The organism is Shimia aestuarii (assembly GCF_022814865.1).
In the GTDB taxonomy this organism is placed as follows: Bacteria; Pseudomonadota; Alphaproteobacteria; order Rhodobacterales; family Rhodobacteraceae; genus Shimia; species Shimia aestuarii_A.
Map to the genome: position 1 here is coordinate 25183 of NZ_JAKVRD010000027.1, position 12865 is coordinate 38047.

11 protein-coding genes are annotated in these 12865 nt (G+C 57.2%); 3 read left to right on the forward strand and 8 right to left on the reverse strand.

The features are described 5' to 3' along the window. Nucleotides 1–26 precede the first annotated feature (26 nt). A complete protein-coding gene (locus MK745_RS18145) occupies nt 27–479 on the reverse strand; it encodes an Lrp/AsnC family transcriptional regulator (RefSeq protein ID WP_243614616.1) in 453 nt (150 codons plus the stop codon). A gap of 933 nt (nt 480–1412) precedes the next feature. After that, entirely contained in the window at nt 1413–2894 is a 1482-nt protein-coding gene (locus MK745_RS18150; protein ID WP_243614617.1) for a hypothetical protein, read from the reverse strand. Nucleotides 2895–4301: 1407 nt separating this feature from the next. On the opposite strand from MK745_RS18150, the gene MK745_RS18155 reads away from it, so the two are divergent. Beyond that, on the forward strand, nt 4302–5627 hold the full coding sequence (locus tag MK745_RS18155; protein WP_243614618.1) for a type II toxin-antitoxin system HipA family toxin: 1326 nt from the start codon (nt 4302–4304) through the stop codon (nt 5625–5627). After that, nucleotides 5615–5908: a helix-turn-helix transcriptional regulator gene (locus MK745_RS18160; protein WP_243614619.1), complete on the forward strand. Its 294-nt coding sequence runs from the start codon at nt 5615–5617 to the stop codon at nt 5906–5908. Before MK745_RS18155 ends, MK745_RS18160 begins: the two co-directional genes overlap by 13 nt. A gap of 477 nt (nt 5909–6385) precedes the next feature. On the opposite strand, the gene MK745_RS18165 is transcribed toward MK745_RS18160, so the two are convergent. From MK745_RS18165 to MK745_RS18190, 6 genes are read right to left on the reverse strand one after another with little or no spacing between them, the layout of a single operon-like run. Further along, nucleotides 6386–7165, reverse strand: coding sequence for a LamB/YcsF family protein (locus MK745_RS18165; protein WP_243614620.1), 780 nt, complete (start codon nt 7163–7165; stop codon nt 6386–6388). Between the two features lies 1 nt (nt 7166). Then, a complete protein-coding gene (locus MK745_RS18170; RefSeq protein ID WP_243614621.1) occupies nt 7167–8180 on the reverse strand; it encodes a biotin-dependent carboxyltransferase family protein in 1014 nt (337 codons plus the stop codon). Further along, the gene (locus MK745_RS18175) at nt 8177–8935 is read right to left on the reverse strand and encodes a 5-oxoprolinase subunit B family protein (protein ID WP_243614622.1); all 759 of its coding nucleotides are present in this window, start codon (nt 8933–8935) and stop codon (nt 8177–8179) included. The genes MK745_RS18170 and MK745_RS18175 overlap by 4 nt, the downstream gene beginning before the upstream one ends. Nucleotides 8936–8939: 4 nt before the next feature. Next, complete coding sequence (locus tag MK745_RS18180; RefSeq protein WP_243614623.1) at nt 8940–10235, reverse strand: TRAP transporter large permease; 1296 nt, start codon at nt 10233–10235, stop codon at nt 8940–8942. Nucleotides 10236–10239: 4 nt separating this feature from the next. Then, nucleotides 10240–10788, reverse strand: coding sequence for a TRAP transporter small permease (locus tag MK745_RS18185; protein WP_243614624.1), 549 nt, complete (start codon nt 10786–10788; stop codon nt 10240–10242). 56 nt (nt 10789–10844) lie between these two features. Then, nucleotides 10845–11816 carry a TRAP transporter substrate-binding protein gene (locus tag MK745_RS18190; protein WP_243614625.1) on the reverse strand — a complete coding sequence of 324 codons (972 nt, stop codon included), beginning with the start codon at nt 11814–11816 and terminating at the stop codon, nt 10845–10847. Nucleotides 11817–12086: 270 nt separating this feature from the next. On the opposite strand from MK745_RS18190, the gene MK745_RS18195 reads away from it, so the two are divergent. Then, the gene (locus tag MK745_RS18195) at nt 12087–12605 is read left to right on the forward strand and encodes a winged helix DNA-binding protein (protein ID WP_243614626.1); all 519 of its coding nucleotides are present in this window, start codon (nt 12087–12089) and stop codon (nt 12603–12605) included. Nucleotides 12606–12865: the final 260 nt, after the last annotated feature.

The following is a 12865-nucleotide window of genomic DNA, read 5'->3' on the forward strand; positions in this document are numbered from 1 at the left end:
AAATGCAAAGACAAGCGACCGTGATGCTACAACGGCAACGCGGTCGTGTAGCGCATTTCGTCCAGCAGAACGGTGCTCTGGATTTCCTGCAGGCCCGGCAGCTTGACCAACCTAGACCGCAGAATCTGTTGGTAGTGGTCCATGTCGCGCACGACGATGCGGACGTTGAAGTCGTAATCCCCCAGCATCAGCTGCAGCACCTGAACCTCCGGAATGCGCAACACCGCATCCTGAAAAGCCGGGAGGGATTGCCGTCCATGCCCGTTCAGCTTGATGCGGACCAGGACGATGCAGCCGAAGCCAAGTTTCTTCCGGTTCAGCATGATCGACTTGCCCAGGATAACGCCATCTGCCTGCATCTGACTAATCCGCCTAGAACAGGGCGACTGCGACAGACCGACCTGTTCCGCGATCTCCGACACCGTGAGCCCGCCGTCCTTCTGAAGGACGCGAAGAATTTTAAGATCGGTTTCGTCCATTCGCATGACGCCCCCTGTTCACACCAAGCATGGAGGGATTGTTCACAGAAAAGCTGAGTCTTTCAACTATTAAGTATCTGTTTTTATTCTATTTTGGCCTATTTTTGCATCGACTTCTGGCCACCATTAGTCCTGCGCGTTTAGTTCATGGGAAGCCGCGTTCTCGACGTTTTGAGTAAGCCCAAAGCCAACATAGGGAGCAGTTGCGCGTATCGCTGCACGCCATGCATCAATGAGCGAGCAACACTTACACGGTTAGGTGATCAGCCCCACCTGAGTGGTCCAGTTTGATTGTTAGTGCATGATTGGCCTTTGATCCATCTGGACGATGGTCTCGGGGGCCGGCGGGCGTACCCTGTGTTTGCTATGGAAGAGATCATTTCTTGACGGCAGAGCCCGTCTGAGCGTTGGTAAACTGTCGTCTGTCTGAGGAAGAGCAGGCGGCGGGAGTTCAGGCCAGCTTCATTCGCTTGAAGGATTGTGGAAGAGGGGGGCAGGCCGCTTCCACCAGCCTGTGGGAACTTCTGATGGTCTTCAGGCCACCAGAAATGTCACGGCAATTAGTGCGCAACACATCGCAGGAAGGCCGATGGTGAGAGAGCGCCGCCAGAACAGAAACCTGGGAAAGCGTCTGCTGAAACTCAATGCCAGCGCGATTGGTGATGTAAGGGCCATGGAACAGGTCAGGCCTACGAGGGAAAAGTAAAGCGTGCAGTAGTTGAGGCCGAAGCTGCACTTTCCAGGAATGCCAAGGCCCAGGAAGAGCAAGGATACCGCGGCGAGAAAGGCGCCGGCCGCAATCAAAGAAGAGTCACAAAGATATTTTTTATCATGGCGTTTACTCTATCCCCCCACGACTTGGCGAGGAGCCCTGGAAATGCATTTCACATTGGCGGCCCAAAGGGGCCGCCGTTGAACGTACGAAGATTGGCATCAAGGCTCTTCGACGGTGTACCCGCTCGGCATCGGGGTCACGTTCCGATCGTAAAGGGTGAAGCCCTTCAGGCGCTCGAACTCAGGATCGCTGGGGGTGAAAATCTGCGCGCGTGGCTGAAAGTTGCAACCATCAGTGACGGTACCCGGGCCGTGATCTGCTTCACCTTCAACGAAGCCCCAGGCCTCTGGGTAGTGCGCATCAAAATAAATCTCCGCATCTATGGTCTCAGCAGGGAAGCTGGTGCCATAGAAATAATGGATTTCATCGTAGCCGATCTGGTCACCCAAGGTGCAACTCCCGGAAAGATGAATCCCCAAGTTTACAATTGTCTGAACATTTGCTTCATGAAGCCTGAAGACCCCGCGAGTAGGGCTCACCGGTGATTTGATCACGAGTTCGGAACAGGTGCGGCTGCCGTCGGGGTTTACGGTGCTCGTTCCGCAGCTGTAGTAATAGTAATCCTCAACGGGGGGTGCAGTCGGGTCCAGCGCCATGCTGACAGATTCTTGGATATATGGCGTAATCGCGGATATCCCGAATTCGTCACGAAGCATTTCAACGACGAGATCGACATATTCCTTGGACGCGGCATGGTCCCCGCGTGTCGGCAACTCGATGCCTGTTATCGCAACGCCATCCCCTACGGATGAAATCTCGCTGACAATGTTTCCACCTGCGGTCAGTCCTACAAGGCTCATGGCTGTGCTTGGTGCCGAGACCATGAGCGGCAGACCATTCACGCTGAGGGTTTCCGCCAGGACGCCAGCGCCAGAGGCCCCCTCATTCATGCCTACCACACCATATCCACCATTGGTGCTTGAGGCGCGCCCGTAGAGCCCGACACCATTGTCAGCATGGCTGCGCGAGTCCAGAGGGCGATTTGAGGCTGAGGACACATTGATACGTGTCTGAAAGTTCTTCACGCCGCCGATGTTCTGGTCACCGAAGGTCCTGACCACGGAGTTGTCCAACTCGAAGCTGTCACCGTTCCGATCGATGCCGTCGCCACCGGTCAAGTTGTCGAGCCCTTGCTGTGTCTCGTCAACGCTGTCTTCGAGATCCTCGGCCGCCTTGGCAATCTCTTCATCGACATAGGCCTTGTTGGCCGCGTCGTAACCATCGATCGGATAATCGAGGTTCTCGATCACCAGAACGCCGTTCCCGATGATCCTTGAGACGCCGGTGATCTCGTTGACACCGGTCAGGTTGTTGCCCTGCATCTCGACATCCTGGGTGGCCTGATGCCGTCCAAGCCCATCGCCGGCGGGGCGGAGAGCGTTGGGGTTGTACCCGGGCATGGCCATATCACCGACCATACCGCCCGCATTCATCCCTGAAGCGCGTTCCGTCGTCCTGTTGATGCCCCAGTTCGTCTCGTCGGAATAGTCACCCGTTCCCTGAGCGAAAGCTGGGAAGCCGACGATGACCGCAAGTGCGGTGCTGGCAGTCAGCTTCAGAAATTGATGCGATCTGTTCATGGTTGGTCCTCTCGATGGGAAGTGGTGATTTCTTCCAACGTATCCGAGAGAGCAGGAAAAGCTCAGGTGCGAAGTTTCCCACTCTCTTCATTATCGGTTAAAAACAATAGCTTGCAGTGTGGGTTGGGTGGATCGCACGTTGGGAGCCAAATTCCCCAAGCGCCGCCGAGAAATTTAATTTGGCAGATAACACTGAAATTATCGAATGACGCTTAATTAAACCCAGTTCTGGCACCTGGTCAAAAGTCCTGAAACCCGGATGTGCTTTCGGGTGCCATGCCCGCCCGAACTCGATCGCGCAAGCGGTGGCATAGCATAGAAGACAGAGAGTTCAGAATCCTTCCCGTGCTGCTCTTTGATGCCCTCGAAGAGGTTGTCGACAATTGGCGTAACGCTGACAGGTCGCAATGACCTCTCAGCCCCGATGACAGAGAACTTTAGCTCAGGCGTTGAAATGAAATACCGGTAGCCCGGTCGAGCTTGCATGCGCGGTCGGGTCTGCATCTTGGCCCAGGAGGGCGGAAACGAGTTGGCTCACGCGCCCTTACTGAACTGTTTGGGTGGTTGGGCCCATGTGACACCGAGGGTGCGGAGGTGAGTTGTCACAAAAGTCACTATTGGCCCGCATCTCGTAAGTCGTTGTTTTTAATATATATTAATAAAGGGTGAGAGCCTGGCCTACATACCGTGTGACACGACAATCTTTTAAAATCAACAAGTTACGCCATGTCACATGTCACGCCAGAATATGTATTACATGCGTACATGCGCGTGCGTACATGTGCGCGCGTACGTAAATACATATATATCTGTGACATGTGACATAAACCTATATAATGATGCTTACTTATTGATTTTAAATGTAAAATGTGTGTCACAGATCTTGTCACAAGCTGTCACAGCTGACGTGGCATCACCTTGAAAATAGTGTAAGAGCTTGATAATAAATAATTTTCTTTAAATCGAGATGTGTGACATCGCCAATCAGCACACGCTATCGCTTACCACGGGGATCAAAGCGCCCTCGCTCCCCTTCGATCCTATGACTGTGTCACAACCAGTCTGAAGGCAAGAAAACGGTTCTGCCACAAAGTTACCGGATGCTTTTTGCAAGTGGGTTGCATGTGCGCCGCGGTAATATTTGAACCGCGTCATCCACGCGTGGGGTCATTTCAAGCGACCATGGCGGCAGTTCAATCCTGCCAGAGCGTTTCCCACATATATTGTTCATTGCGTGGGCAACCATGGCGGTCAACCTGTGATTTGATTGGCTCGGCCAGACTGACTACCTGCTGAAATTTGAGAGGAGTACCTGAAGAGACTGAAAGGTAGCGTTCTCAAACGTATTGTTAAAGCAGACTCATTTCTCTCTATGTGGAGTAAAAGGTATCGTTATGAGGGTACTTAATGGATTTCACTGTTCAGACACATGTTGACGGTGAGTGGCGTGATGCCGCTGATGTAGAATTCCTGGAGTCCAGTCGCGGGATCGCAGGTGCGACGAGCACGAGCTATGACACGGACTACTGGGCGGAGATGGCCTCGGTCGATGCCCTCCAAGGGAATGTTGTTGATCGCCGTGCATTGTCGCTGCGTTATCCGGTGGATCTTTCCTTTCGTCAATCTGACCGCTGGCCGGCCTGGCTCCTTGATCTCATGCCTCAGGGGGCGGCTCGCGCACGCATTGCACGAGAAGAAGGCCTCCGGTCTGACCATCCAGCTGTCGAGCTTCAGTTGTTGCGCCGTGCAGGGGGCGCACCCATAGGGAATTTGCGTAGTCGGGAGGCTTTCGAAGCTGAGCAAGAGCGCATCGTAGGCCTCGAGTGCCCCCCTCTGACTGATGAGGATATCTTCAACCGAACTGACCTTTTCCTGGATGTTGTCGATCGGTTTGCACATCTTGCCTCTGGTTCCAGAGGCGTGCAGGGTGAATGGCCCAAAACCCTGATGTCTCGTTCCGGGCGGGATGGTTTCTGGTATCCGGATCCTTTCGTCAAAACCGAAGATGGGATCGAGCATGTCATCATCAAACTCCCCAAATCTTCGGGCGACAATGATCGGTTGATCCTTGAAGCAGAGGCACCGTACCTGGAGTTGGCCAGATCCTTTGGTCTGAATTGCGCAGCGGCTTTACGCTACGAACCTGGTGTGCTGATCATGCCGCGTTTCGATCGGGAGATCGCTGATGGAACGGTCTTGCTTCATGGTCAGGAAAGCCTGACCTCGGCTCTCGGTGTTGCTGAATTCGGTATGACCAGAGCGCATGAGGACTACCTTGAAATCATAGATCTCTACAGCGATGACCCGGCAGGGGACAGGCTAGAGTACCTTATGAGAGATGTCCTCAACATGGCCGCTGGGAACCCGGACAATCATGGGCGCAATACGGCCATGCAGCGCCCGGCACAGGGCGGGATCCGGCTCGCGCCGCTGTTCGATTTTGCGCCCATGCGCCTTTCGAATGCAGGCATCGCACGGCAGAGCCGATGGCGCTGCCTGGAGGGGCGAGATCTCGGTACGGACTGGGCTGCGGTGTGCGATTCTGTGGCTTGTGAAGGTTTGAGTGTCGACGAAGTACGCCAGGCATTGGTTGGCATGTTGCCTGCGCTGCGCGAATTGCGTGGTACCGCTGCTGAACTGGGCGTGCTGGACAAAGTTATTGAGCACGCCATCAGGCCTGATCGGATGATCGCTGCAATTGAAGCCTTGGAGGATGTTCAATGCCAGCCGTGAAACCTCTCACGAAGATTGAAAAGCGCACACGCCGCGAGGAGATCTATCGGAAAGCGGCTTCGGGCGAGCTCGATTTCTCGAATGCGGTTCGTGAGTTGCGCCAATCCTTGGGCATGACTCAGGCCGTGTTCGCTGAACGATTTGGTCTGACCAGGGTTCAGGTGATCGCGCTCGAGGCAGGTAAAGCAAATCCGACATTGGAGACACTCGAGAAGATAGGTCGTCCATTCGGTCTGCAGGTGGGATTTGTGCCCATTCAGAAATCTAATGCAAATAGTTAAATGTTTCAGGAATGGAGCAAAGCTCATTGTGGTCCTGAATTCCAAAGGGCCTTGTTCTGTTCAACCTGTCCCGTAGCTACTAATGCCACAGCTGGGGTGCCTCGAGAATATGGTAAGATGCTATTATTGCTCAAAAAATCTCCATCTGTTTCGGGGGGGGAGTGCAAGTTCGTGATGTGACACACCCAATCAAGCAAAATTTCTTCCAGCACGATCTGGAACATCTCATCGCGACACTTGCGCGTTTGTCCAGCCCCTGGGGCGCACTTCACTACCATGGCCAAATCTGCAACCCTCGTTACATCAGTCCCCACCATAAATCAGAGCAGCTACACCGGACTGGTACGGAAAGCCTATCTCAAAGATGATGATATCTGTCTCTCCACATTCGTTCTCCTGGTGTCATCTCGTTCTTGATAAGTCGCTTCTCCTCGACAAATATTCTGGGCCTTTGGGGACTCAAAATGCGTAACTGTGTCATCGCTCGAGTGTCTCTCCGTCGAAACGCGCGACCGTGACACCGTTGGTTTCGAGAATGCCTCGGACAGAACGGGCGATCTGCACGGCGGTGGGGGTATCTCCGTGCAGACAGATCGTATCAACCCGCGTCGGGATATGTTTGCCGCTCTCGGTCAGGATTGCACCTGCCCGGACCATGTCGAGCATCCTTTGCCCGGCGAGTTCGGGGTCGTGGATGACGGCTCCGGGAAGGCTTCGGTCGACCAGCGTGGCATCATCGTTATAGGCGCGGTCGGCGAAAATCTCGCAGGCGGTGCGGCAGCCGAGTTCTGCAGCGGCCTCGTTTTGCGCGGTTCCGGCGAGGACCATGATGATGATCTCTGGATCGACGTCCAGTGCGGCGCGATAGCAGGCCAGTGCCATGGCCTTATCCTCGGCCGCCATATTGGCGAGCGCCCCGTGCAGTTTCAGATGCCGGACCGCGCCGCCATTGACCTGTGCCATGGCCCGAGCCGCGCCGAGTTGGTAGCGCACGAGATTGGCGAGGCTGTCGAGCGGGATATGCATCCGGCGGCGTCCGAAGCCCTGTAGATCCGGGAAGCCGGGATGCGCTCCGATGCCGACACCGTTCGTTGCGGCGCGTTTCATCGTCTCTGCCATCGTGTCCCAGTCGCCAGCATGAAACCCGCAGGCGATATTGGCGGAACTGACGATATCGAGAAGCTCTGCGTCGGCACCCATGTTCCAGGGACCAAAGCTTTCGCCCATATCGGCGTTCAGATCGACTTTCAGGGTCATCTCAGATCTCCTCGTTTCCGGCGATTGCGCCGCTGATTAATTGGTAGGACAGAAGGTCGGGCATGTCGCGCGGGTCCCGGATCAACGGTTGAACCTTCGAGCGTAGCCCTTTCACGGCGTCACGTGCCCGCGTTTCGGCCTCGATGGCTTGTTCCAGTGTGACAAAGTGAAAGCGCAGGCCTGCGCCCGGTTGGGCCTGGGCCACTTTGGGCAGGTCACAGGGCAGGACGGTGCCGATACGGGGATAGCCTCCGGTGGTCTGGCATTCGGCGAGGAGCACGAAGGGGGTGCCATCGCCTGTGACCTGAATGTCGCCGGGCACGATGACCTCGGACAGGACGCTCAGCCCGCCATCTGTCAGGAAGCCGGGACCGTCGGAATTCATCCGGGCTCCCATCCGGTTGCCGCGAATGTCGCGGTGAAACTCGGTCGCTTCGAAACGTTCCAGCACGTCGGCGGGAAAGAAATCGGTTTGCAGGCTTGGCAAGACACGCAACGCGCCGCCGTCAAAGCGGGGATCGGGCACAAGGACCTGGCCTGTGGTCTTTCCGGCGTCGGTGCCGACGGGCAGGGTCTCTCCATCGTCGAGCAGAGTACCAAGCCCGGCACCAAGATGGGCAGAGCGCGATCCGAGCCGTTTCGGGGTATCGAAACCGCCGCCGACATGCAGGTAGCCATAGGTTCCAAGTCGGGCCGCGCCGATCGACAGGACCGCGCCCTCGGGCCAAGGGTGGCTTGCATTCCAGACAAGCGGTGCGCCGTCCATCGTCGCCCGCATATCGGCCCCGGTCAGGGCGATGCGCAGGTCGCGATCTGCCGTGAACTCGCCGCCCATACCGGCCATTTCCAGCGCTGCGGCATCGGGAGATTGCGACAGGAGCGCCACCCCTTCGGCCAATGCCAGAGGGTCCGCCGCCCCACCGCGAGAGACCCCGTGGACGAGATAGCCGGGGCGTCCCATATCCTGTAGCGACAGGCCCGGCCCGGCCTTGCGGATCGTCACTGTGCCGGTCATCGGATCACCTCGAAGCTTGCGCCGCCGTCGGGGCCGGAGCTACGGATATTCTCGAACTCTTCCCGGCTGACGGGGGGGAAGATGACCTCGTCGCCGGGGCGCAGGACGAAGGGTGTTTCGCTTTCGGGGCGGAAAAGCCTGATGGCGGTTTGCCCGACATGACGCCAGCCCGTGGGGGTCGTGACCGAGAAGAGCACGAATTGCCGGATCGCCACCGCCAGAGCCCCTTCGGGAATGCGCGCCGAAAGGTCTTGTTGGCGGGGGATGTCCCAACAGGAGGGCAGTTCCCCAAGGTAGGGCTGACCGGGAGCGAAACCGATGGTTTGCACCCGCACAGGTTCGGAAGAGAGCGATTGGATCGCGTCTTTCACGCTTAGCCCCGCCTGATGGGCGGCCTCTTCGAGTTGCGGGGCGAGATCGGTGCCCCAGATGGTGGGAATGCGCCACAAGCGCCGACCTTGCGGCAAGTCGGCATCATACCAGTTCCGTTCGGCAAGCAGGGTTTCCAGATCGGTGCGAAGTGTGTCGTGGCCCAGATAGAGCGGATCGAACCGCAGGAAGCAGGAGACCAGAGAGGTCGCGCTTTCCTCGACGCCGTTCCAGCCCGCGCGTTCGACAGCGGCGCGGAAGGCCAGCGCGGCACGGTTTGCCGGCTCATTCAAGGTCTCGCCAAAGCTGACGAGCATTCCGTCGAAGCCGACCGTGCGGATGCGTGGCCAGTCCCCTGCCGGGGGTGTATCAATCACCTGCGCCATGGGTTTACATGTTCTCCGGCAGGAAGGTCACGATTTCGGGGAGAACCACGATCAGGGCCAGCGCCAGAAGCATCAGCAGAAAGAACGGCAGCGCCGCCCGTGCCACGGTCAGGATGTTCCGCCCGGTCAGGGATTGCAGTACGAAGAGGTTAAATCCGACTGGTGGGGTGATCTGGGACATTTCCACGACGATGACGACGAAAATGCCGAACCAGAGCGGATCAATTCCGACCTGTTGCACCATGGGCATTATGACAGAGGTTGTCAGGACGACGACAGAAATTCCATCGAGGAAACAGCCCATGATGACGAAGAACACGGTGAGCGCGGCAAGAAGCGTATAGGTCGAAAGCCCCATGCCCCCGATCCATTCCGCAAGCAGGCGCGGGATGCCGGTAAAGCCCATTGCCACGGTCAGGAAAGAGGCACCGGCCAGGATGAAGGCGATCATGCAGGACGTCACCATCGCGCCCATCAGCCCCTCGGTAAAGCTCTGCCATGTGAGAGAGCCTGAGGCCCAGGACATCACCAGCGCCAGAACGACACCCACCGCTGCCGCATCCGTGGGAGAGGCGATCCCGGCATAGATTGACCCGATGACCCCGGCGATCAGCCCCATCACCGGCAGGAGCCGGCGCGAGTGGTAGAGTTTTTCACGGAGGCTATAGCGTGTGTCTTCACGGGGCAGGCTGTTCTTGTTCATCAGGCCCCAGAGCGCCACGTAGCCGACGAAAAGCGAGACCAGAAGCAGGCCCGGCAGGATGCCCGCCACGAACAGCCGGGCGATGGATTGCTCCGTGGCCACGCCGTAGACGATGAGGATGATCGAGGGCGGGATCAGAAGCCCGAGCGTGGCCGATCCGGCCAATGTGCCGATGACCATGCGCTCGGGATAGCCGCGTTTGGCCAATTCCGGGATGGAGAGCTTGCCGATGGTGGCGGCTGTTGCCGCGGAGGAGCCGGAGACGGCGGCAAAGATGCCGCAGCCGAAGATATTCACATGCAGGAGCCGCCCCGGAAGCCTGTTCATCCACGGCGAGAGGCCGGTGAACATGTCTTCGGAGAGTTTGGAGCGGAACAGGATTTCTCCCATCCAGATAAACAGGGGCAGCGCGGCCAGCGCCCAGGAGTTGCCATGGCCCCAGATCGTCGTGGCCATGACAAGCCCCAGGGGTGCATCGGTGAACAGGGCCATCGCGGCCATGCCGACGCCCAGAAGCGAAAGCGCCACCCATAGGCCGGAGCCTAGAAACAGGAACAGCAGGGCGAAGAGGATTATGGAAAGGGTCAGGATGCTCATCGGCTTACTCGTTCAGGAGGTTTTCGCCCTTGCCCTCGTAAGAGGCGGGCTGTCCCATCAGGGCGCAGGTCAGTTCGTCCAGAAGGGCAATGGTCAGCACAACAAGCCCCACGGCAACGGGCATCTGCACGATCCAGAGCGGTAAGGAGACCATACCCGAGGTCCGGTCGCCGAATTCGTGGCTCTCGGCCACGAGCAGGCCCATGTAGACCGTGCCATAGGCAACCATCGCCAGGGCCACGGCAAGAACAAGGGTTTCTACCCGACGCCGTGCCAAATCCCCCAGAAGCCCTGTGACAAGGGTGACGCGGATATGTCCTCCGGCTCTGAGCGTGTAGGCCAACCCCAGAAAGGTAGAGGCGGCAAGAAGGAAGCCGGTAAAATCGGAATAGGAGGGAATGGTCAGCCCGATGGCTTGGCCTGCGAACAGAACCGCGAGCTTGTCGACAAGGTTGAGACACACTTGTGCGAAGACCAAAAGCGTGATGGACAGGATGCAAAACGCCGCCAGCGCCCCGCTGAGATTGTAGAGAATGGTCAGGCTGCGCCGCATCGTCTTTCCTCCCGATAGGAAACGGGCGGCACCTTCGCCGCCCGTAGTGACAGGTCTTAGTTGTTATAGGCGTCCAGAAGGGCCGCGCCTTCGTCTCCGGCGGAAGCTTTCCAGTTGTCCAGCATATCTGCACCGATCGCCTTGAGACTGGACATCAGTTCTTCCGACGGCTCCACAACCGTGATGCCGTTTTCCTTCAGGATCGCGACCTTGGCGGCGGTTTCCGCCTTGCTCATCTCCCAGCCGCGGGTTTCTGCGGCGGCGGCGGCCTCGAGAACTGCGGCCTGCACGTCATCGTCGAGACGGCGGAAGGAACGCTTGTTCACCACGACGATGTTCTTGGGAAGCCACGCCTGAATGTCGGTATAATGCGACAGGAAATCCCACGCTTTGGAGTTCGCGCCGGTCGAGGGTGAAGTAATCATGGCTTCGACCCGGCCGGTGGTGAAGGCTTGCGGAATATCCGGCACTTCGACCTGTGTCGGGGCGGCCCCTGCGAGGTTTGCGAATTCTTCCAGCGTTGCATTGTAGGTGCGGAATTTCACGCCTTTGAGGTCATCGACGGTTTTGATTTCTTTCGTTGTATACAGCCCCTGAGGCGGCCACGGCACGGCATAGAGCGGCATGAGCCCCTGAACATCGAGAAGCTTGTCGATGATCGGTTTTTGCGCGGCCCAGAGTTTTTCCGCATCGCCATAGCTCGTGGCCAGGAAGGGAAGAGAATCGGCGCCGAAGGCGGGATTGTCGTTATTCAGAAGCGACAGGAAGAATTCGCCGACCGGGACCTGACCGCTGCGCACGGCCTTGCTGATCTCGGGGTGTTTGAACAGCGATCCTGCCGAATGCACTTTGATCTCGAGTTTGCCGCCGGTTTTGTCGGCTACGTCCTTAGCAAAATCATGGATATTGGCGGTATGGAAGGTCGCGTCGGGGTAAGGTGTCGGCATGTCCCAGGTCTCAGCCTGCGCGGACACTCCAAGGGCCGCTACGGCAAAGGCCGCGCCTCCGATCAGTTTAAACAGTTTCATTCTCTCACTCCGTTGGACTGGATTATCAGTAGTAAAAACGTCACCAAACGTTGGCGATTTGTCAACGTTTTATTATTGTAGTGTGGGGTCCGCTGAGAGGCCTATGCTTTGTTTGCAGGCGGTGCCTGGGGTTAGATTATTGAATTTATTTTTATTTTTTCCGTTTTGAATGTCTTTAAAGGCTTGGGAAGACGGTGGCTGGCCTTGATGAGGATGATCTTTCTGCGTAATTTGTAGACAAATCGTCAGCGTTTTTTAGGGGCAAACCTTATGAATACCACTCCGGATCGCCGCAGAATCGTTTCCTCCCGTCACTTGGCCGAGGGGGAAGGGTGGGAGGTCTCGGAGTTCGAGTTTGGTCTCATCATTGCCTACAATGCGTTTTCGCGATGGATGATGCGCTGCATGGCGGCGGCGGGACAGCCGGACCTAAGCCCGTTGGATATCCTGATCCTTCATAACGTGAACCATCGCGACCGGGAAAAGCGTCTGTCTGACATTTGTTTCCTGCTCAATATCGAGGATAGCCATACGGTGAACTACGCGCTGCGCAAACTTCTCAAAGCAGGGCTGGTTGTGTCGGATAAGCGGGGCAAAGAGGTGTTCTATTCCACTTCGAACACCGGGGCAGAGCTTTGCCAGGCCTATCGCGATATTCGCCGGCAATGTCTTCTTGATGCGGTTGGGCGCACGGATCTGAGCGGAACCGAACTGAGGGAAATCGCCGGGGCGTTGCGTACCTTGTCGGGGCAATACGATCAGGCGAGCCGGGCGGCCGCGTCCCTGTAGGCAGTCTGAGGAGGATGCCTCACTCCGTTTGAAATGTGATGCCTTGAGTTCTGAAGCTTGCCGGACAACGGCTCACCTTTTGACAAGATCAGTTCGTGAAGGTGGAACATGTTAACCAAGCAAGGCGCGGTAATGATCCTCCCCCACTGAAGTGGTCCTCCGCTATGTTTAGGAAAACGGAGGAAACACATGGCCAACAAGCGACCGAAGCCGGAAGAGATTGTCACGAAGTTAAGGCAGGTTGAGGTTCTGACGGGGCA

Bases quoted from the DNA above. Each gene is read 5' to 3' on its own strand.
- MK745_RS18190 (WP_243614625.1), bottom strand. From the start codon at position 11,816: ATGAAACTGTTTAAACTGATCGGAGGCGCGGCCTTTGCCGTAGCGGCC.
- MK745_RS18145 (WP_243614616.1), bottom strand. From the start codon at position 479: ATGGACGAAACCGATCTTAAAATTCTTCGCGTCCTTCAGAAGGACGGC.
- MK745_RS18150 (WP_243614617.1), bottom strand. From the start codon at position 2,894: ATGAACAGATCGCATCAATTTCTGAAGCTGACTGCCAGCACCGCACTT.
- MK745_RS18160 (WP_243614619.1), top strand. From the start codon at position 5,615: ATGCCAGCCGTGAAACCTCTCACGAAGATTGAAAAGCGCACACGCCGC.
- MK745_RS18170 (WP_243614621.1), bottom strand. From the start codon at position 8,180: ATGACCGGCACAGTGACGATCCGCAAGGCCGGGCCGGGCCTGTCGCTA.
- MK745_RS18155 (WP_243614618.1), top strand. From the start codon at position 4,302: ATGGATTTCACTGTTCAGACACATGTTGACGGTGAGTGGCGTGATGCC.
- MK745_RS18165 (WP_243614620.1), bottom strand. From the start codon at position 7,165: ATGACCCTGAAAGTCGATCTGAACGCCGATATGGGCGAAAGCTTTGGT.
- MK745_RS18180 (WP_243614623.1), bottom strand. From the start codon at position 10,235: ATGAGCATCCTGACCCTTTCCATAATCCTCTTCGCCCTGCTGTTCCTG.
- MK745_RS18185 (WP_243614624.1), bottom strand. From the start codon at position 10,788: ATGCGGCGCAGCCTGACCATTCTCTACAATCTCAGCGGGGCGCTGGCG.
- MK745_RS18175 (WP_243614622.1), bottom strand. From the start codon at position 8,935: ATGGCGCAGGTGATTGATACACCCCCGGCAGGGGACTGGCCACGCATC.
- MK745_RS18195 (WP_243614626.1), top strand. From the start codon at position 12,087: ATGAATACCACTCCGGATCGCCGCAGAATCGTTTCCTCCCGTCACTTG.